The organism is Micromonospora sp. ABR4_055 (assembly GCF_056160425.1).
On record NZ_JBSWXD010000141.1, the window covers coordinates 1 to 18,050 of the forward strand.

Below are 18,050 nucleotides of genomic sequence, written 5' to 3' on the forward strand. Positions count from 1 at the left end.
TGGTATTTTTTTTTGTGCCTTGACCAATAGGGGGCTACGCCAAACCGACTGTTAGCTGTTTGGGGTCCCAGTTGCCCCCCCCTCCCCACCCTTGTGGTCTTCCGCCGGCCCGCTCACCATCCTGGAGCGCACCCACCATGACCGTCGAACGAGTCCTGCCCACGCCCGAGGCGTACGACCTGATCGAGTTGGCCACCGAGCTCGCCGACCGGGAGTTGGCCGGCCGGGCCGCCGACTTCGAGGCACGGGCCGAGTTCCCCCGGGAGGTGGTCCGCACTCTCGGCCGGGCCGGCCTGCTCGGCCTGCCGTTCGCGGAGTCCGACGGCGGCGCGGGCCAGCCCTACGAGGTGTATCTGCAGGTGCTGGAGGTGCTGGCCAGCCGTTGGTTGGCGGTCGCCGAGGCGGTCAGCGTGCACACGTTGTCGTGTTATCCGGTGGCCGAGTACGGCACCGACCAGCAACGGAAGCTGTTGCCGGAGATGCTCGGCGGTGAGCTGCTGGGTGCGTACTGCCTCAGCGAGCCGCAGGGCGGGTCGGACGCGGCGGCGCTGACCACCCGGGCGGTTCGCGACGGCGACGACTACGTGGTGACGGGGACGAAGGCGTGGATCACCCATGCCGCGGTGGCCGACTTCTACAACGTCTTCTGCCGCACCGGCGGACCGGGCACGCGGGGCATCTCGTGTCTGTTCGTCCCGGCCGGCACTGCCGGCGTGCTGGCGCAGCCGGCGGAGCGGACCATGGGTCTGCGTTCCTCCCCGGTCGCCCAGCTGGTGTTCGACCAGGCCCGGGTGCCGGCGGACCACCTGGTCGGTGCCGCGGGTACCGGCTTCGGTGTGGCGATGTCCGCACTGGCCGCCGGCCGGCTGGGGATCGCCGCCTGCGCGGTCGGGCTGGCCCAGGCCGCGCTCGACCACGCGGTCGGCTACGCCCGGCAGCGGGAGCAGTTCGGCCGGCCGATCATCGACCTGCAGGGCCTGGGGTTCCTGCTGGCGGACATGGCCACCCAGGTGGCGGCAGCCCGGGCGGTGACCCTGGCCGCGGCCCGGTTACGCGACGCCGGTCGGGCGTACGCCGTCGAGGCGGCCAAGGCGAAACTGTTCGCCACCGATGTCGCGATGAAGGTCACCGTCGACGCGGTCCAGGTGCTCGGTGGGTACGGTTACGTGGCTGACCATCCGGTGGAGCGGTACCTGCGCGAGGCGAAGGTGCTGCAGATCGTGGAGGGGACGAACCAGATCCAGCGGGTGGTGATCTCCCGGGCACTGGCCCGGTGACGGTAGGTTTCTCGCCGTGGAAGAGACTGATCGGGCTATCGTCGCCGCGCTGACCACCGACGGCCGGGTGTCGTACACCGAGCTGGCCGAGCGGGTGGGCCTGTCGGTGTCGGCGGTTCATCAGCGGGTGCGCAGGCTGGAGCAGCGCGGGGTGGTCAACGGCTACACCGCCCGGGTGTCGTACGAGGCGGTGGGGCTGCCGTTGAGCGCGTTCGTCGCGATCCGGCCGTTCGACCCTTCCCAGCCGGACGACGCCCCGGAACGGCTGTCGCATCTGGCGGAGATCGACTCCTGCTACTCGGTGGCGGGGGAGGACTTCTACCTGCTGCTGGTCCGGGTGGGGAGTCCGGCGGACCTGGAACGGCTGCTGCAGGAGATCCGTACGGCCGCGAACGTCACCACCCGGACGACGGTGGTGCTGTCCACCCCGTACGAGTCGCGTCCACCAAAGTTGGTCTGAGTCTGAACGGGTCCTGACTCTGCTGCCGCTTGTCCCCTGCCAGGACTGCGAGACCCAGCCCTTTCCTATCATCCTAGGACGCGCTAGACGCTGTGCCCAGCATCCTCCTACACAGCCGCAGGCACGCACCAACCCCCGTACCGTTTGAAGCCCACCACGCCGGGCATGCAGGAAGCACGGACGGAAACCGTCCGGTCAGTACCGCGATAGGAGTGATCGACCATGGGCATGACCGACAAGGCACGCAACAAGGCCGAGGAGCTCAAGGGCCAGGCGAAGGAGCGCTACGGCGCGGCGACCGACAACGAGCAGATGCGGGCCGAGGGCGCCGCCGAGGCGAGCAAGGCCCGGACCAAGGACGCGGGGGAGCATGCGAAGGACGCCGGCCGCGACGTACGGGACGCGTTCGGCGGCTGACGAGCAGCGGGCCGGATCAGCCGGTGGTGGTCGTCCGTTGCCGGGACCACCACCGCTGTCCGGACTCCGGCAGCGTGTCGATGGGGTCGTAGTACGGGTACCGCCGCCCCAGGTCGTCGTCGGTGCCGTCGAGCGAGGTGCGGTAGTTCTTGGTCCAGTACGAGATGCCGTGCTCCCGGTCGTACTCGGTCAGCATGTGCACCCAGCGCTTGCCGACCAGCGGCACATCGCACACGATCCGTGGGGTGGCGTAGCCGGGCAGGTAGCCCATCAGGTCGTGCTGCAACTGTTGCGCGGTCCAGACCGGGACCCGCCAGTGCTCGGCGTTGGGGATCATGTCGCAGAGGTAGAAGTAGTACGGCAGGATGCCGGCTTCGCCCTGGAGCGCGAAGCACAGATCGAGCAGGCTGTGCAGGTCGGCGTTGACGCCGCGCATCAGCACCCCCTGGTTGCGGACGTCGCGGATGCCAACGTCGAGCGCGGTCTGGGCGGCCCGGGCGACCAGCGGGGTGAGTGACTGCACGTGGTTGACGTGGGTGTGGATGGCGAGGTTGACGCCGCGGCTGGCGGCAGTGCGGGCAACGCGTTCCAGGCCGGCCACGACATCGGGCTGCAGCCAGTGCTGGGGTAGGCCCATGAGTGCCTTGGTGGCCAGCCGGATGTCCCGGATGCTGTCTATCTCCAGCAGGCTCTGCAGGTAGCTTTCGAGGTGCCGCCAGGGGAGGTTCGCCACGTCGCCGCCGGAGACGACGACGTCGCGAACTCCGGGGTGCCCGCACAGGTAGTCGAGGTGCGCCTGGTAGCGGTTGGTGGGCTTGAGGGTCAGGCGGAGTTTGTCGATGGTCGGGGTGGAGTTGCCGACCAGGTCCATCCGGGTGCAGTGGCCGCAGTACTGCGGGCAGGTGGCGAGGAGTTCGGCGAGGACCTTGGTCGGGTAGCGGTGGGTCAGTCCTTCCGCCACCCACATGTCGTGTTCGTGCAGGGAGTCGCGGCTGGCGTACGGGTGGGACGGCCAGTCGGTCCGGCGGTCGCTGGCCAGCGGGAGCATGTAGCGCCGGATGGGGTCGGCCCGCAGGGAGTCGCCGTCGGGTGCGCCGCCCGGCACCATCGTGTTGATCATTTGCGGGGTGACCAGCATGGACATGGTGGCGTGACGGCTCTGATCGGCGCCGAGTTCGGCGTAGAAGTCGTCGTCGACGAGGTCGCCGAGGACGGCGTGCAGTTGGGCGACGGTCTTGACGCAGTGGGCCCGTTGCCACTGGGCGGACTGCCACTGTTCGGGGGTGACCTCGCGCCAGCCGGGTAGTCGGGTCCAGTCGGGTTCGACGAGTTCGCGGCGCTGGTATTCGTACGGCTGGGGCAGCGTCGGGGTGGTTCCGGGGCTGTTCGCCGAGGTGGGTTGCGGCATCGGTCCTCCTGGCTCGGTGCGTCCGGTGGGGCGTACCGCACTCCTGGATAATTTCCTGTGTGTTGACTAGTCTGCCGTAAGTCTTCCGGTCCTGCTAGGTGCTAGGTGGTGATTCGGTTGTCGATCGGTGGCTCCGGTGGGCAGCTGTCGTCTCCCGCGCAGGTGGGGAGCAGACTGAGCAGATGACGACTCGTACGGTGAGTTCGGAGGCCGGTCTGCCCGTGGTCCTGTACCGGGGCGGCAGGTTGTACTGCCCGGCGGTGCCGGGAGCGACGGCGTTGCTGGTGCGCGACGGCCGGATCGGCTGGTTGGGCGCGGACGCGGACGCGCCCACGGCGGACGTCGTGGTCGACCTGGCCGGCGCGCTGGTGACTCCGGCCTTCGTCGACGCGCATGTGCACGCGACCGACACCGGCCTGGTGCTGTCCGGCCTGGATCTGTCGTCGGTGCGTTCCCCGGCCGAGCTGGTCGACCGGGTGGCCGGCTTCGCGGCGGGGCTGCCGGCTGACGCGGTGGTGCTGGGGCACGGGTGGGACGAGTCGACGTGGCAGCGGCCGGTGCCGCCGGACGCGCGGCAGTTGTCGGCGGCGTCGGGCGGTCGGCGGGTGTACCTGTCTCAGGCGTCGATCCATTCGGCGCTGGTGTCGTCGGAGATGCTGGCGGCGGTGCCGGGTCTGGCGGAACGCTCCGATCCGCCGGGGTGGGTGCGGGAGGACGACCATCACGCGGTGCGGACGGTGGCGTTCGGGTCGTTGACACCGGCGCAGCGTGCGGCGGCGCAGCGGGCCGCGTTGGCTGCGGCGGCCGGCGCGGGTATCGCGGCGGTGCACGAGTGCGGCGGTCCGCAGACGTCGTCGGAGTCCGACTTCGTCTCCGTGCTGGCGATGTCGGGCGACGGCCTGCCGGAGGTGTACGGGTACTGGGGGGAGTTTCTGGGCGCGGCCCGGGCCCGGGAGTTGGGTGCGGTGGCCGCCGGTGGTGACCTGTACGCCGACGGCGCGTTGGGGTCGCGGACGGCGTACCTGTCGCAGCCGTACGTCGACGGCGGCGGCTGTGGCAGTTGTTTCCTGGACGCCGATCAGGTCGCGGCGCATCTGGTGGATTGTGTCCGGTCGGGGGTGCAGGGCGGGTTCCACGCGATCGGTGACGCGGCGGTGGCGGCGGTCGTGGACGGTTTCGCGGTGGCGGCCGGCGAGGTCGGGATGGAGCGGCTGCGGGCCGGCCGGCACCGGGTGGAGCACGTCGAGTTGGTCGACAAGCGGGTGATCGGGGCGTTCGTCGAGTTCGGGGTGGTGGCCAGCGTGCAGCCGGCGTTCGACCGGTTGTGGGGTGGTGAGGGTCAGATGTACGCGGCGCGGCTGGGCGTGGACCGGGCGTTGGCGTCGAATCCGTTCGGGGCGTTGCACGGGGTGGGTGTCACGTTGGCATTCGGTTCGGACTCGCCGGTGACGCCGCTGGATCCGTGGGGTGGGGTGCGGGCTGCGGTTTCGCACTTCAATCCGGCGTCACGGTTGGCGGTTCGGTCGGCGTTCGCCGCGCACACCAGGGGCGGTTGGCGAGCGTTGCCGCCGGGTGTGGTGCAGACCGCGCAGGAGGGGGCGTTGGCGCTGGGGGCGGCGGCGACGTTCGCGGTGTGGGAGACGCCGGCGGGTGTGTCGGCGGACGGCCTGCCGGTCCTGGTGGCGGAGGATCCTGCGCTGCGCGGGCCGGCGGATCCGACGCCGTTGCCGCGGTGTCTGCGGACGGTGCTGCGGGGGCGGGAGATCTTCGTGGCGGCGGATCGGGCGGCGGCCGGTGTGGGGTGAGCGGGGGCGGCCGGTGACACGCCGGTGATGACACGCCGGTGGCGGTGGTCGATGTTCCTGGGCCGGGTTGACAGCACCGGGGGTGGCCCGCGTACCGTCTTTGAGTCCTACCACGGGAAGCGGCTGTTGTTCGCTTCGTTTCTTCGTCCGCTGGCCGAGCGACTGTTGTCGCAGTGTGGTTGTGCCGCTCGTGGATTGCCACGGGTGGTGTCCGCATCGGCCAGGTCCAGTGGGCGAGGGTCGGCGAGGCGGCGCGAACCGGCCGCGACTTTCCGGTGTACGGGCAGGTGGTCGTGCGGGGCCAGTAGACAACGGTCCGTCGGGGGCAGCCAGTTCCCGGTTGGCCGGTCCGAAGGTCGCCGTACGGTCGTCCTGCCGCATCGGCGGGGGAGGGGCCTGGGAGCGCGGGGCGCGGCCGGATCGGCCGCGCCCCGATTTCTCGTTCGGTGGGCGGTGCGTCGCCGGCTGTGGCTGTCGTCGTCGGTCGGGCGGGCTTGCCGGTAGCCTTCGTCGGATGGATCGGTGGCTGCCGCGGGTGGTGGCCTGGCGGGTGGGGCTCGACGTGGCGATGGTGGATGCGGCGGTGACGCCGGTGCGGTCGGGGCCGGCGGCGGTCGCGGCGGCGGGTGGCCCGTTGGGGTTGCCGTGGGCGATCGGTCTGGCGGTGTTGTCGGGCGCGGCGCTGCTGGTGGCTTTTCCGCCGTACGGCTGGTGGTGGGCGGCCCCGGTGGGGGTGGCGGTGTTGTCGGTGGCGGTGCATCGGCGTCGGTTGCGGGCGGGTGCGGGTCTGGGGTTCGTGGCCGGGGTGGTGTTCTTCGCGCCGTTGCTGAGTTGGACGAATCTGCACACGGGCAGTTTGCCGTGGGTGTTGCTGTCGGGGTTGCAGGCCGGTTACCTGGCGTTGCTGGGTGCGGTGGCGGCGTTCGTGTCGCCGGTGGTGGATCGTCGCCGGGTGGTGCTGTGGCCGGTGGTGACCGGGTTGTTGTGGGTGGGGCAGGAGGCGTTGCGGGGTCGGACGCCGTTCGGTGGGTTCCCGTGGGGGCGGTTGGCGTTCAGTCAGGGTGATTCGCCGGTGTTGTCGTGGGCGGCGGTGGGTGGGGCGCCGTTGGTGACGTTCGTGGTGGCGGTGGCCGGTGGGGTGTTGGCTGCGGGGGTGTGGCGTTCCTGGCGTTCGTTGCGAGGTTTGGCGCCGGTGGCCGGGGGTGTCGGTGCGGCGGTGCTGGTGCTGCTGGTGGGTGGCTTGGTGCCGGTGGGGGGCGGATCGTCGGGTTCGGTGGTGGTAGCGCTCGTGCAGGGCAACGTGCCGCGGATGGGGTTGGATTTCAACGCCCAGCGCCGGGCTGTGTTGGACAACCATGTGCAGGGCACGGTCCGGTTGGCGCGGCAGGTGGCGGCCGGTGAGGTGCCGGCGCCGGATCTGGTGGTGTGGCCGGAGAACGCCAGCGACGTGGATCCGACGCGTGACCCGCGGGCGGCGGCGAGTATCGATGAGGCGGCGGCGGCTATCGGGGTGCCGATCCTGGTGGGTGCGTTGGCGTACGGGCCCGGTGCCGGGGAGGTGCGCAACGTGAGCCTGGTGTGGGAGCCGGGTTCCGGTGGCGACGTGGAGCAGGTGTACGTGAAGCGGCATCCGGTGCCGTTCGCTGAGTATGTGCCGTTTCGGCGGTTGGCGCGGATGGTCACCGATCAGGTGGATCTGGTCCGGGCGGATTTCGTGGCCGGCTCGCAGCCGGGTGTGCTGCGGGTGGGTCCGGTGGCGGTCAGCGGCATTATCTGTTTCGAGGTGGCCTACGACGGGTTGGTCCGTGACACGGTGACCGGTGGTGCACAGGTGTTGGCGGTGCAGACGAACAACGCGACGTTCAATGAGGCCGAGGCGGCGCAGCAGTTGGCGATGGTGCGGTTGCGGGCGGTGGAGCATGGTCGGGCCGGGTTGATGGCGTCGACCGTTGGCATATCAGCGTTTGTCGATCAGAATGGGCGGGTGTCGCAGCCGACCCGGTTCAACACGGCGGCCGCCGTGGTGAGTGAGCTCGAGCTCGGGGCGACGCGTACTCTTGCGACTCGGATGGGTTTCTGGCCCGAGGCGGTGCTGGTGGTGTTCGCCGGCGCGGTGCTGGTCGCCGCGGTGTGGCTGCGGCGGCGGGTGGTCAGTTCGGATACGGAGGTACGGTGAGCGAGGCGGTGTCGGCGGGCGGTGGCCCGGAGGGCTACCCGGGTGTCGGTCGGGTGCTGGTGGTCGTTCCCACCTACAACGAGGCGGAGAACGTACGTCTGATCACCGCCCGGATCCGCGACGCTGTGCCCCAGGTCGACGTGCTGATCGCCGACGACAACTCGCCGGACGGTACCGGGGCGGTCGCCGATGAGCTGGCTGCGGCCGACGGCCAGGTGCATGTGCTGCACCGGCCGGGGAAACAGGGTCTCGGCGCGGCCTACGTCGCCGGGTTCGGCTGGGCGCGGGAGCGTGGCTACGACGCGGTGGTCGAGATGGACGCTGACGGTTCGCATGCTCCGGAGCAGTTGCCGCAGCTGCTGGACGCGGCGCGGGACGCCGACGTGGTGATCGGTTCCCGGTGGGTGCCGGGCGGTGAGGTGGTGAACTGGCCGCGGCACCGGTGGGTGCTGTCGCAGGGGGCGAACCTGTACACGCGGTTGGCGCTGGGTATGCCGGTGCGGGACGCGACCGGTGGTTACCGGGTGTACCGGATCGCGGTGCTCGACAAGATCGACTACGCGAGTGTGTCGTCGCAGGGCTACTCGTTCCAGGTGGAGTTGACCTGGCGGGCGCACCGTGAGGGGTTCCGCATCGTCGAGGTGCCGATCACGTTCGCGGAGCGGGAGCAGGGCGCGAGCAAGATGAGCGCGTCGATCGTGCGGGAGGCGTTGTGGCGGGTGACCGTCTGGGGGGTTCGGGCCCGCCGGGACGGGTTGACCGGCCGGCGTCGCGACACGGCGTCGGCGCGCTGGCCGTGACGACGGCGCGTGCCATGCTGGACAGGTGACGTGACGCCACGTTCGCAGGAGGTGACATGCGCCGGGGAGTGCGGTTGATCCCGTTGGCGTTGGCGGCCGGTCTGGTGCTGGAGGTCGCCGTTTTCCTGCTGATCGCCCATCAGATCGGCTACGGGTGGGCGTTGCTGTTGGTGCTGGCCGCTTCCCTGGCAGGTATGGCGCTGCTGCGTCGGGAAGGGACGCGCGCCTGGCGGAGTTTCCGGGCGGCGGCGCAGTCCGGTCGCCCACCCGGCGAGCAGGTCAGTGATGGTCTGCTCGGGTTGGTCGCTGGTGTGTTGTTGGCGTCGCCGGGGCTGGTCAGTGGCGTGTTCGGTGGTGTGTTGGCGGTGCCGCAGGTGCGGCGGGTGGTGCGGCGGCGGGTTCAGGTCGCTGCGGAGCGGTGGATGTCGTCGGCGGCGGCGGGGGAGATGTTCGGGCCGCGCCGGGTGCGGGTGTATCCGCCGCCGCCGGCGTCGCCGTCGGCGTCCGGTTCGCCGCCGGCGGGGTCTGTGGACGGTTCCGCGCAGCAAACCGCTGCGGGTGGTCCGACGATCGAAGGGGAGATCGTCGACCCGCCGCGGTGAGCGGGCAACGCGGGGCGGGAGCGTGACGATGCCCCTGACGCCGGCGTACGGCATCAGGGGCGTCGGGTGTCTGGTCTGCCCGCCGGTCGGCGGGGGCGGGTGGGTCAGACGCCGCCGCGCCGGTTGCGGACCTCCTGCAGACGTTCGGCCAGGATGTCTTCCAGTTCGGCGATCGACCGCCGTTCAAGGAGCATGTCCCAGTGGGTGCGTGGCGGCTTGGCCTTCTTCTGCTCCGGTTCGCTGCCGTCGACCAGCCGGGCGACGCTGCCGTCGAACTTGCATTCCCAGGTCACCGGCACCTCCGCGTCGACGGCGAACGGGACCTCGAACTGGTGGCCTTTGGCGCAGAGGTACTCGCGGGTCTGGCGCGGCGCGAGTTCCGTGTTGCGGTCGGACTCGTAGCTGACTGCTCCCAGACGGCTTCCGCGCAGCATGCGCTCGCCCATGATCGGCTATCCCCTCGGTCGTGGTGCTGGTCTTCAGGTGTAACGATGTGCCCGGGGCGGGCGATTCCCGCTGTCAGCGGACGCTGCCTGGTAGCGGCAGGGCCCGCGCCCGGACGTGTGCGAGCGTATCCGGCCGATGCTCGTTGCTGCCGTGTCACTGGTGCGCGGACGCCGTCGCCGCCGGGGTGAAACACGGCGTTAACGAAGTCTGGCACATCGGTGACGATGTTGATGCGATGTAGGTCACTGTGCCGGCGCCGCCGGTGGCTTGTCGACCGGCCGCTGGGCGGTGCTGAGCGCTGCCAGCGCCGTGGCGAGGTCGCTGACCTGACGGGACAGTTCCGTGACCCGGTTCTGGGCGTTGTCACGTTCGGCCCGGGCGGTGTCGAGCGTGGCGGCGAGTTCCGTCGCGGTGTGTCGGGCCTGTTCGGCGCGGGCGACGGCGGCTGCGGTCTCCGCCCGGGCGGTGTCGGCGTCAACGCGGGCGGTGTCGGCATGGTGTCGCGCCGCATCGGCGCGCCGCTGCCACTGGTCGATGTCGGCGCGGGCCCGGTGCAGCTCTTCACCTGCGGCGGCGGCTTCTGTGCGCGCCTGAGCGGCGTCGGCCCGGGCGGCTTCGGCTTGCGCGCCCGCCCGGTCGGCGCGGATGTCGGCCTGCCGGCGGTGGTCGTCGGCGGTGCGTGCGGCTTCGCTGGCGTCGGCCGCTGCGGCGGTGGCGGCTGCCGCCTCCCGGGTGAGTTCGTCGATGACGCGCCGGTCGTCGTCGTGTTGCCGGGTCAGTTGTTGCAGTTGTTCACGGACGGTGTCGCGGTCGTGTTCGGCCTGCCGCAGCAGTGCGGCGGCGGCAGCAGCCCGCTGCTGCGCGGCGGCCTGTTCCGTCCGTGCCTGCGCGGCCTGCTGGCGGGCCGCCGCGGCTTCGACGGTCGCGGTTCCGGCGCGTGCCTCGGCGGTTTCGGCGCGGGCGGCGGCCTGCGCGGCGGCCTGTTGTGCCTGGGTGGCGGCTGTCGTGGCGGCTTCGGCGAGCTGCCGCGCGTCGTCGCGTTCGGCCTGGGCGGCGGCGAGGGTGGCGGCGGCTTCGGCCCGGACTTCGGCGACGCGACGGTCGACGCCGGCTGGGGAGAGTTCGGCGTGCAGTGTCTCGGTGAGGGTGCCGACCATCTGGTCGAGGCGGTCGACGAGTTCCCAGCTGCGGGCGATCTGGCCGGCGAGACCAGGGGCGTCGCGGCGGCGCATCCGGTTGGCGCGGGAGGCGCGTTGGCAGGCTCCGTCGTTGTCGCGGCAGTACCGGAAGGGGCGGCCGGCGGCTGCCCGTTGCGGTACGGGTGCGCCGCAGTGTGCGCAGGGCCGGGTTGCGGTATCGGTGTCCGGCGGCGGGGTGTCCATCGCCGCCGAAGTGTAGTTGCCGGTCTGACGCGTACCGCCGTCGTGGTGGCCGCAGGTCTGACTTCGGCTGCTTCGCGGGGTGTGTTCCGGCTGTGCGGCGTACGGTCGGCTGGTGGGTTCTGGCGGTGTTGGGCGGTCGATGCGGGAACGGATGGTCGCTGGTGACCTGTACCGTGCCGACGATCCGGAGCTGGTCGAGATGTCGCTGCGGGCGATGGATCTGACTGAGGAGTACAACCGCACGTCGGCGCGTGACGGTGAGCGGCGCCGGGCACTGCTCGTCGAACTGTTCGCCGAGGTGGGGGAGGATACCGAGGTACGGCCTCCGCTGTGGGTCGACTACGGCGTTCACATCAGCGTCGGGTCCCGTACCTTCGTCAACTTCGGGCTGGTGGCGTTGGATGCGGCGGCCATCAGCGTCGGTGACGATGTGCAGATCGGCTGCAACGTGCAGGTGTTGACGCCGACTCATCCGCTCGCGGCCGGTGCACGCCGGGACAAGTGGGAGTCCGCGGAGCCGGTCCGGATCGGCGACAACGTGTGGCTGGGCGGCGGGGTGATCGTGCTGCCCGGGGTGGAGATCGGCAGGGACACGGTGGTCGGTGCGGGGTCGGTGGTGACCCGGAGCCTGCCGGCCGGGGTGCTCGCGGTCGGCAACCCGGCGCGGGTGGTGCGGGATCTGCCGGGCGACCGGACCGGCGGAGGGTGACGCGGGCGTCAGTCGGCCTGCAGGGCGTCGACGAGACGCTCGAGCGCGGCCGGTGTGGTCTGGGGCAGGAACAGGGAGGGCTCCACCAGTTCCAGTTCCAGCACGCACGGCTGGCCGTGGTCGTCGCGGACGAGGTCGACCCGGGCGTAGAGCGGGACGCCGAACGAGTCGGTGACGGTGTCGACGGCTTTGCGCGCTACGGCGATCAGTTCCGGGTCGGCGACATGTGGCGTGCTGGTTTCCGGCGCGAACAGGTCGTCGATCGGGTCGGTGTGGGGCAACAGGACCCGTTTGTTCGCGGCGTGGCTGAACCTGCCGGTGAAGAAGACGAGGGGCCATTCTCCGTCGTCGGCCACCGAGGTGAGTCGTGGCTGGACCAGCACGCTGGTGCCGGCGGCGTGCAGTCTGCGGACGTGGGCGTACGCCTCGTCGTGCTGTGCCGGCCGGTACGAGGCGACGTGCCGGCTTCCCGCGCCGACGGCCGGTTTCACCACGAAGTCGCCGGCGGGGAAGTGTGGACGGTGCCCCGGCTCCACGAACGTGGTCGGTGTGACGGGTACCCCGGCCCGGTCGAGGTCAGCGAGGTAGTGCTTGTCCAGGTTCCACCGCAGCATCGGTAGCGGATTACGCAGATCCGTCACCTGTTCGACGGTTTCCAGCCAGGTGAGGAACTGTCCGAGCCGTTGCGGGTAGTCCCAGGTCGAGCGCAGGACGGCCCGGTCGTAGTCGGCCCACCGCACCGCAGGGTCGTTCCACACCACCACGTCGACGGCGAGGCCGGCCTGCCGTAGCGCCGGCAGGGCCAGCGGTTCGTCCTCGTCGTGTCCGCGTGCCTCGTGGGCGGAGACCCATGCCAGCCGGGTGACCATGCGTTGATCGTACGGCCCGGACGGTGGACGGGCCGGGTCAGCGGTTGTCGCCGCTGCCACCGAGTACGCCACGGTTCTGGCGGCTGGCCAGCTTGGCCAGGTTGCCGGTCGCGATGTCGTTGAGTGACAGGTCGAGGTAGGCGGCGAGGGTCGCCACGTACCACAGGACGTCGCCGAGTTCCTTGGCGATGTCGGCCCGGTCGAGTCTGGACTCGTCGCTGTCGTGGTCTCGGACCCATTTCTTGAACTTCTCGGCGATTTCGCCGGACTCGCCGACGAGTCCGAGTACCAGGTGGAGCAGTTCGTTGTTCTTGTCGCGTGGCGTGGCGGTGCGCAGGGCGCCGCGCTGGTAGTCGTCCAGGTCCATGGCGGACCAGTATGGCGGTTCACGCTCGCCCGCGCCGCTCCGCACCCTGTCGCCGGATTATCGGATTATCGGAAACGGCTATCCAATAATCCAAGCGGAGCCTCGGGCGCCGACAAGCACTACACCATAATGACAGTTATGTGGTGCCCGGACGTTTCTGGTCTGGCGTCAGCTCGTGTGGCGGGCGCCCGTCGGTCAGAATCGGCACGTCGGCGACGGTCTCGGCGAGGGTGGTGCGGTGGCAGGCGCGGATCGACGTGGCCTCGGTCAAGTGTTCAACGAGGTGCCGGAGCTGTACGACAGGGTCCGGCCGGGGTACCCCGCCCCGTTGTTCGCCGACCTCGTCACCATCACCGGCCTAGGTGAGAGGTCGCCTGTGCTTGAGGTGGGCTGCGGTACCGGTCAGGCGACGCGTTCGCTGGCGGCGCTCGGGTGTTCGGTGACCGCCATCGAGCCGGGCGCGGGTATGGCCGCGCTTGCTCGCCGACGGCTCGCTACCTTCGGCAACGTCACCGTCGAGTCGTCGACGTTCGAGGAGTGGGACGACCGCGGTCGACGCTTCGACCTCCTCGTGGCAGCTTCAGCGTGGCACTGGGTCGATCCTGCGATCGGTTGGCGGCGAGCACGCGAGGTGCTCCACCCCGGGGGCTGGATGGCGCTGCTCGGCCACGTCGTCATCCGCCGGCCCGGCGAGCCGGAGGTGTACGCCGAGACCGCCGATCTCCACGAACTGTTCTCCCCCGGCAATCCCGACTGGGGCCGTCCGCCGATTGAGGGCGACGTGCGCAGCACCGACGAGGGCTGGGGACTGGTCGACGATCCCGGCAGCCTGTTCGGCCCCACGATCGTGCGCTGGTACCCCACCGTCCAGTGGTTCGACGGCGACGGGTTCGCCGACCTCCTGCGCTCGCAGTCGCCGTACCGCAGGCTCGACCACGACGTCCGCGAGCCGCTGCTCGACGCCATCGCCGAGCGCATCCGTAGCCGCATGGGCGACCGAGCGGCACGCCGGTACCTGAGTGTCCTGCGTATCGGTCAGCGCGCGGAGTGATTTCAACGGTAATCCGGTCACGTTCTTCGATGGCGTCCGTAAGCTGGTGCTCCTACCCGGACGCCAGCAGCTGCGTCAGCTGGTCCAGGCCGGCTCTGATCAGCCGGGCGTACTCGTCGTCACCCAGGGCGTCGACGCCCGCCTGCGCGTACCGCAGGTGTTCCCGGGCCCGGTCGAGGTCACCGAGCTTGCGGTGACACTCGCCGAGGTTGAGGTGCAGCGACGGGTACAGGCCGGCCACCCCGGCCTGCGCCACCCGGGTGTCGGTGAGCAGGTCGGCCGCAGCCAGGGCCCGCTGGTCCCAGCGCAGTTCCTGGTGCACGTCGTCCTGCACGTCGGCCATCGCGTGGGCGAGGACGCAGACGTGCAGCGGATCCCCGTCCTGCCCGCCGATCTCGTCCCAGATCCGCGCGAACAGGTCACGGGCGGCGTCCCGTTGACTGCGCTGGTGGTGCAGCTGCACCCCGTCGTTGATGCGGGCGAGCGTGGCGTCGACGGTCATCGGCTGCTCCCGGAACGTGCATGTCGCGGCGACACCGATGGTAGTCGGCCGGCCGGACCCGACCGGTCGACCGACGGGGCGTGGTCCGGGGCGGCGGTGAGCGCGAGCACGGTGGCCAGTGCGGCGGCGGCGTCGAGCAGGGCCCGGGACCGGCCGGTGAGGTCGGCGTCGCGGACCGCCAACGCGGCGGTGATGTCGGCCGACCGCCCGGCGGAGCGCAGTCGCGGCATCAGGGCCCGTAGCGGCGCGACCCGGTAGCCGGCCTGACGCAGCTGGTGCGCGACGCGGGCGTCGCGGACCTGGGCCGGAGTGTACCGGCGGGGTCCGCCCGCCCGGTCGCGGTCGGGCACGACGAGGCCTTCGGCGTGCCAGTGCCGCAGCGTCGACGGGCGTACGCCGAGCGCCGTGGCCAGCTCGGAGATGCTCATCGCGTCGCAGCCGCGTACGTCGTCGATGGGTTCGGCGGTGATGGCCCGGGCCGCCAGCTGGGCCTGTCGCAGGTCGGCGCGTTCGGTGTGCAGCCGGGAGTGGGCGGCGTCGAGCAGGGCGAGCATCCCGTCGGCCGGGCGGCGGTGGGCGGCCTGGACGATCCTGCGGGCCTCGGCCGGTCCGGTCGCCGCAGCCAGGGCCCGGTAGGCCAGCGCCGACTGCAGGTGCAGTTCCCCGAAGACCCGGTGTCCGGTGGCGGTACGGGCCGCCGGCGGCAGGATGCCGTCGCGTTCCAGGTTTCGGATCTGCTGAACGCCGTACCCGGCCCGCCGGGCGACGTCGACGGTGCGCATTCGAGTCGAGTGGAGACCTTCCGTTTCGGATACCTGTGCTCGGGATCGTGAAGTCTCCATAAGCACTGCAATGTAACGCTTCAGGTATGACCCAGGACGAGATCATCGCGTTCGTCGCCGGCCTCGGCGACGTACTGACCCTCAGACCGGCGTCCGGCGACGGGACACCGCCGATCAGCTGGGGCGACACGTTCTTCTACGTCTCGCCCGACGGCACGGTCCCGACCCGGCGGCAGCCGTTCGCCACGATCGTCACCAAGGACTACCCGGGCGACGCGACGTCGCGCCTGGACCGGCCGGGTGTGTTCCGGCTCAACGTCGCCGTCGGACGCGACGATTTTCTGCGGCACGCCGGGCACGAGGCTCGCGGGGCCGCCCCGGCCGGGGTCGATCCGGCCGCCGCCGACACCGTGTTCGCCCATCCCGTGTACGGTGCCGGCGGCTGGCTGGCGGTGGTCGACCCCGGTCCACGCACCGACGCCGTGGTGCGTGACCTGCTGCGCGCGGCACACCGTCGCGCCGGCGCACACCACCGACGACGGGACGGCAGGAGTTAGCGGGTGGGCGTGCGCCCACCCGCTGTCACCGCGGTGTGCCCGGTCGCGGGACGTGGTTGACGAACACGACGCTGTCGACCGTGTCGAGCTGCGCCGGGTCCAGCGGGAAGTAGGCGAAGTCGGGGCTGACCCGTGGGACGGCTGCGGTGAGGGTCCGGGCCAGTCGGCGGGCGTCGACGAGGCAAGTGTCCCACGGCAGCGTGGCGAGGGCACCTTCGACGGTGTCCGGCGGTGGTGTGTCGTCGCCGAGGGTGCCGAGGGCGGAGGCCAGGTAGGCGTACCGGTCGCCGAGGCGGGCCGCGGTGATCGCACCCGCGCTCCACATCCGCAGCTGCTGGTCGCCGAGCGACATGACGCTGCGGTTGCGCTGCAGGTGCAGGTTGTGGGCGAAGACCAGAGCGGGGCCGTGGTCGGCGACGGCCCGCAGGTTGGCGGCCATCATCGCGTCCCGTAGCGCCGACAGCCGGGCGATTCGGGCGGGGGACGGGTCGGCCATCGCGTGGTGGTAGCGGAGCAGGCCGACGGCGGTACGCCCGTACAGTTCGGCCCGTTCGCGGTCGGCGGGGTCCAGCTGCGGCGCCTGGGTGTCGAGCAGCGCCAGCAGGTCGTCGGTGATCAGCCGGAGCTGCTGGGCGTCGGCGGACCGGCCGATCGACCGGGACGGGTCGGTGACGGTGGCCGGGTCGGACCAGCGGTCGTCCGGGCCGAGCAGCGAGTCGAGGGTGTCGCGGGTGCCGGGCGGCGGGTCGTCGAGCAGGTCGTGCAGGCCGGTGAGTGCCTGGCGTGGGCTGGCCGCCCAGTACTCCAGGGGGCCGTCGAAGCCGTGGAACCGTAGTTTGTCGTCGTGGTCGGTGTTGTAGGCCCGCATCCAGCTGACCAGGTCTCGGTTGGCCGGTGAGGTGCCGAACTGGTGGCTGAAGCCGTGGCGCATGACGTCGTCGAGGGTGCCGGTGCCCGCCGTGACGTACTCGTCGACCACGAGGCCCATCAGGCAGTCGCTTTCGACGGCGATCGACCGGTAGCCCTCGTGTGCGACGAGGTGTCGGAAGATGTCGTTGCGCAGCTGGCCCAGTTCCTCCACGAAGTGCCGGGCCTCGCCGAGGCCGAGCAGCAGGGGTCGGGCGGGCAGCGACCGCAGGAATGCCGAGATGCCCGCAGCGTCGGCTGGACGGGCGGTGTCCGTGATATCCATTCCTTCAACGGTATCGTTGAAACAACGGTGTAAGGTTTGTGTGCGTTTGGCGCTGGGATGCCTCGTCAACTTTCAAACAGTGAGGTAGCTGTGCGGCCGGTGGACCTGGCGCGGGAGCATGGTCTGTCCCCTCAGGCGGTGCGCAACTACGAGCAGGCCGGTGTCCTGCCGGCGGCTGCGCGGACCGCCGCGGGTTACCGGGTCTACACGCCGGTGCACGCGCAGGCGCTGCGGGCGTTCCTCGCGTTGGTCGCCGGGCACGGTCACGCCACGGCGACATCGATCATGCGGGCGGTGAACCGGGGTGCCGTCGACGACGCGCTGCGGCTCGTCGACGACAGCCACTGCCAGTTGGTCGACGACCGGCGTACCGTGCAGGCGGTCGAGGCAGCGCTGCGTGATCTGGCGCCGGTCGCGCCCGAGCGTGGCGGGACGTTCATCGGCCCGTTGGCGGCCCGGCTCGGTCTGCGCCCGGCCACCCTACGCGCCTGGGAGGCCGCCAATCTGGTCCGGCCGGGCCGGGACCGGCGGACCGGGTACCGGGTCTACGACGCCGCCGACGTGCGCGACGTGATGCTGATCCACCAGTTGCGCCGGGGTGGCCATCTGCTGGCGCAGATCGCGCCGTTGATCACACAGGTCCGTACCGCTGGTGGCGTCGCCCCGCTGGAGTCGACGCTGCGTGTCTGGCGGGACCGGTTGTCCGCGCGGGGTCGGGCGATGCTCGCCGGCGCCGCCGAACTGGACGCCTTTCTGCGTGTCCGGGCGGCGGCGTCAGCCGGGTCGGCTGCGGGTGGGCCGGACTGATTCTCGGTGGCCCGGGTCGCCCGGTGCGGGTCAGACTCGTCCGGTGTCGACGTTCGACGAGCTGATCGCCGAGGCTTCGGCGGTGCCGGTGGCGGGCTGGGACTTCTCCTGGTTCGCCGGCCGGGCCACCGAGCAGCGGCCGTCCTGGGGGTACGCGCGGTTGCTGGGCCGTCAGATGGCCATCGCCCGGCGGGCGGTGGATGTGCAGACCGGCGGCGGCGAGGTACTGGCCGAGGTTCCGACGCCGCCGCCGCTGCTGGTGGCGACGGAGGCCGCAGTGGTGGGTGGTGCCGAACCAGGCGCCGGAGACACCCGCGTACGGGGCGACCACGGTGATGCCGGCACCGTATTGACATCCTCGCCGCCCTAAACGGCGGCGATTCCAGCCACGCCGCGCGTGACACGCGCAGCGTTCTGGCGGGTTACCGTTTCACCGCGCG

The 18,050-nt window shown here is 71.2% G+C and carries 20 protein-coding genes; 12 read left to right on the forward strand and 8 right to left on the reverse strand.

Annotation, left to right across the window (positions count from 1 at the left end; all coding sequences use genetic code 11):
- Positions 1-137 precede the first annotated feature (137 nt).
- The 3 genes from ACXAHD_RS25300 (at position 138) to ACXAHD_RS25310 (ending at position 2,154) form a co-directional block, all read left to right on the forward strand.
- Entirely contained in the window at positions 138-1,277 is a 1,140-nt protein-coding gene (locus tag ACXAHD_RS25300; protein ID WP_281554832.1) for an acyl-CoA dehydrogenase family protein, read from the forward strand.
- Positions 1,278-1,293: 16 nt separating this feature from the next.
- Complete coding sequence (locus ACXAHD_RS25305; protein ID WP_281554833.1) at positions 1,294-1,737, forward strand: Lrp/AsnC family transcriptional regulator; 444 nt, start codon at positions 1,294-1,296, stop codon at positions 1,735-1,737.
- 228 nt (positions 1,738-1,965) lie between these two features.
- The gene (locus ACXAHD_RS25310; protein WP_475053674.1) at positions 1,966-2,154 is read left to right on the forward strand and encodes a CsbD family protein; all 189 of its coding nucleotides are present in this window, start codon (positions 1,966-1,968) and stop codon (positions 2,152-2,154) included.
- Positions 2,155-2,170: 16 nt separating this feature from the next.
- On the opposite strand, the gene ACXAHD_RS25315 is transcribed toward ACXAHD_RS25310, so the two are convergent.
- Complete coding sequence (locus ACXAHD_RS25315) at positions 2,171-3,562, reverse strand: KamA family radical SAM protein (protein ID WP_289212821.1); 1,392 nt, start codon at positions 3,560-3,562, stop codon at positions 2,171-2,173.
- Between the two features lie 182 nt (positions 3,563-3,744).
- Here ACXAHD_RS25315 and ACXAHD_RS25320 point away from each other — a divergent pair, with 182 nt between their 5' ends.
- From ACXAHD_RS25320 to ACXAHD_RS25335, 4 genes are all read left to right on the forward strand, one after another.
- Complete coding sequence (locus tag ACXAHD_RS25320) at positions 3,745-5,367, forward strand: amidohydrolase (RefSeq protein ID WP_475053676.1); 1,623 nt, start codon at positions 3,745-3,747, stop codon at positions 5,365-5,367.
- 568 nt (positions 5,368-5,935) lie between these two features.
- The gene (gene lnt / locus ACXAHD_RS25325) at positions 5,936-7,543 is read left to right on the forward strand and encodes an apolipoprotein N-acyltransferase (RefSeq protein WP_281555582.1); all 1,608 of its coding nucleotides are present in this window, start codon (positions 5,936-5,938) and stop codon (positions 7,541-7,543) included.
- Entirely contained in the window at positions 7,540-8,343 is an 804-nt protein-coding gene (locus ACXAHD_RS25330) for a polyprenol monophosphomannose synthase (protein ID WP_278169043.1), read from the forward strand. Before lnt ends, ACXAHD_RS25330 begins: the two co-directional genes overlap by 4 nt.
- 56 nt (positions 8,344-8,399) lie before the next feature.
- Entirely contained in the window at positions 8,400-8,945 is a 546-nt protein-coding gene (locus ACXAHD_RS25335; protein WP_289212823.1) for an FxsA family protein, read from the forward strand.
- 104 nt (positions 8,946-9,049) lie between these two features.
- On the opposite strand, the gene ACXAHD_RS25340 is transcribed toward ACXAHD_RS25335, so the two are convergent.
- Both ACXAHD_RS25340 and ACXAHD_RS25345 read right to left on the reverse strand, forming a co-directional pair.
- On the reverse strand, positions 9,050-9,391 hold the full coding sequence (locus ACXAHD_RS25340; RefSeq protein ID WP_123601539.1) for an RNA polymerase-binding protein RbpA: 342 nt from the start codon (positions 9,389-9,391) through the stop codon (positions 9,050-9,052).
- Between the two features lie 243 nt (positions 9,392-9,634).
- A complete protein-coding gene (locus ACXAHD_RS25345; RefSeq protein WP_289212824.1) occupies positions 9,635-10,774 on the reverse strand; it encodes a serine/threonine protein kinase in 1,140 nt (379 codons plus the stop codon).
- A gap of 112 nt (positions 10,775-10,886) precedes the next feature.
- Here ACXAHD_RS25345 and ACXAHD_RS25350 point away from each other — a divergent pair, with 112 nt between their 5' ends.
- On the forward strand, positions 10,887-11,483 hold the full coding sequence (locus ACXAHD_RS25350; protein ID WP_348650077.1) for a sugar O-acetyltransferase: 597 nt from the start codon (positions 10,887-10,889) through the stop codon (positions 11,481-11,483).
- An 8-nt stretch (positions 11,484-11,491) separates the two neighbouring features.
- On the opposite strand, the gene ACXAHD_RS25355 is transcribed toward ACXAHD_RS25350, so the two are convergent.
- Entirely contained in the window at positions 11,492-12,352 is an 861-nt protein-coding gene (locus ACXAHD_RS25355) for an ATP-grasp domain-containing protein (protein WP_281554839.1), read from the reverse strand.
- Positions 12,353-12,389: 37 nt separating this feature from the next.
- Positions 12,390-12,719 carry a nucleoside triphosphate pyrophosphohydrolase family protein gene (locus ACXAHD_RS25360; protein ID WP_281554840.1) on the reverse strand — a complete coding sequence of 110 codons (330 nt, stop codon included), beginning with the start codon at positions 12,717-12,719 and terminating at the stop codon, positions 12,390-12,392.
- Positions 12,720-12,990: 271 nt separating this feature from the next.
- Between ACXAHD_RS25360 and ACXAHD_RS25365 the strand changes: the two genes are divergently transcribed.
- Positions 12,991-13,770, forward strand: coding sequence for a class I SAM-dependent methyltransferase (locus ACXAHD_RS25365; protein WP_281554841.1), 780 nt, complete (start codon positions 12,991-12,993; stop codon positions 13,768-13,770).
- 52 nt (positions 13,771-13,822) lie between these two features.
- Here the strand turns inward: ACXAHD_RS25365 and ACXAHD_RS25370 are convergent, their stop codons facing one another.
- Together ACXAHD_RS25370 and ACXAHD_RS25375 are read right to left on the reverse strand one after the other, a co-directional pair.
- Complete coding sequence (locus ACXAHD_RS25370; RefSeq protein WP_281554842.1) at positions 13,823-14,272, reverse strand: hypothetical protein; 450 nt, start codon at positions 14,270-14,272, stop codon at positions 13,823-13,825.
- Entirely contained in the window at positions 14,269-15,054 is a 786-nt protein-coding gene (locus ACXAHD_RS25375; RefSeq protein ID WP_281554843.1) for a MerR family transcriptional regulator, read from the reverse strand. Before ACXAHD_RS25375 ends, ACXAHD_RS25370 begins: the two co-directional genes overlap by 4 nt.
- An 86-nt stretch (positions 15,055-15,140) precedes the next feature.
- On the opposite strand from ACXAHD_RS25375, the gene ACXAHD_RS25380 reads away from it, so the two are divergent.
- Positions 15,141-15,611 carry a DUF6194 family protein gene (locus ACXAHD_RS25380; RefSeq protein WP_281554844.1) on the forward strand — a complete coding sequence of 157 codons (471 nt, stop codon included), beginning with the start codon at positions 15,141-15,143 and terminating at the stop codon, positions 15,609-15,611.
- Positions 15,612-15,636: 25 nt separating this feature from the next.
- On the opposite strand, the gene ACXAHD_RS25385 is transcribed toward ACXAHD_RS25380, so the two are convergent.
- Entirely contained in the window at positions 15,637-16,803 is a 1,167-nt protein-coding gene (locus ACXAHD_RS25385) for an erythromycin esterase family protein (protein ID WP_281554845.1), read from the reverse strand.
- A 90-nt stretch (positions 16,804-16,893) separates the two neighbouring features.
- Between ACXAHD_RS25385 and ACXAHD_RS25390 the strand changes: the two genes are divergently transcribed.
- Positions 16,894-17,610 carry a MerR family transcriptional regulator gene (locus ACXAHD_RS25390; RefSeq protein ID WP_475053688.1) on the forward strand — a complete coding sequence of 239 codons (717 nt, stop codon included), beginning with the start codon at positions 16,894-16,896 and terminating at the stop codon, positions 17,608-17,610.
- A gap of 43 nt (positions 17,611-17,653) precedes the next feature.
- On the forward strand, positions 17,654-17,980 hold the full coding sequence (locus tag ACXAHD_RS25395; RefSeq protein ID WP_281554847.1) for a hypothetical protein: 327 nt from the start codon (positions 17,654-17,656) through the stop codon (positions 17,978-17,980).
- The last annotated feature ends 70 nt before the right edge of the window (positions 17,981-18,050 follow it).

Coding starts and splice junctions, on each gene's coding strand:
- ACXAHD_RS25300 (WP_281554832.1), top strand. CDS start 138: ATGACCGTCGAACGAGTCCTGCCCACGCCCGAGGCGTACGACCTGATC.
- ACXAHD_RS25310 (WP_475053674.1), top strand. CDS start 1,966: ATGACCGACAAGGCACGCAACAAGGCCGAGGAGCTCAAGGGCCAGGCG.
- ACXAHD_RS25315 (WP_289212821.1), bottom strand. CDS start 3,562: ATGCCGCAACCCACCTCGGCGAACAGCCCCGGAACCACCCCGACGCTG.
- ACXAHD_RS25320 (WP_475053676.1), top strand. CDS start 3,745: ATGACGACTCGTACGGTGAGTTCGGAGGCCGGTCTGCCCGTGGTCCTG.
- lnt (WP_281555582.1), top strand. CDS start 5,936: ATGGTGGATGCGGCGGTGACGCCGGTGCGGTCGGGGCCGGCGGCGGTC.
- ACXAHD_RS25335 (WP_289212823.1), top strand. CDS start 8,400: ATGCGCCGGGGAGTGCGGTTGATCCCGTTGGCGTTGGCGGCCGGTCTG.
- ACXAHD_RS25340 (WP_123601539.1), bottom strand. CDS start 9,391: ATGGGCGAGCGCATGCTGCGCGGAAGCCGTCTGGGAGCAGTCAGCTAC.
- ACXAHD_RS25345 (WP_289212824.1), bottom strand. CDS start 10,774: ATGGACACCCCGCCGCCGGACACCGATACCGCAACCCGGCCCTGCGCA.
- ACXAHD_RS25355 (WP_281554839.1), bottom strand. CDS start 12,352: ATGGTCACCCGGCTGGCATGGGTCTCCGCCCACGAGGCACGCGGACAC.
- ACXAHD_RS25360 (WP_281554840.1), bottom strand. CDS start 12,719: ATGGACCTGGACGACTACCAGCGCGGCGCCCTGCGCACCGCCACGCCA.
- ACXAHD_RS25370 (WP_281554842.1), bottom strand. CDS start 14,272: ATGACCGTCGACGCCACGCTCGCCCGCATCAACGACGGGGTGCAGCTG.
- ACXAHD_RS25375 (WP_281554843.1), bottom strand. CDS start 15,054: ATGCGCACCGTCGACGTCGCCCGGCGGGCCGGGTACGGCGTTCAGCAG.
- ACXAHD_RS25380 (WP_281554844.1), top strand. CDS start 15,141: ATGACCCAGGACGAGATCATCGCGTTCGTCGCCGGCCTCGGCGACGTA.
- ACXAHD_RS25385 (WP_281554845.1), bottom strand. CDS start 16,803: ATGGATATCACGGACACCGCCCGTCCAGCCGACGCTGCGGGCATCTCG.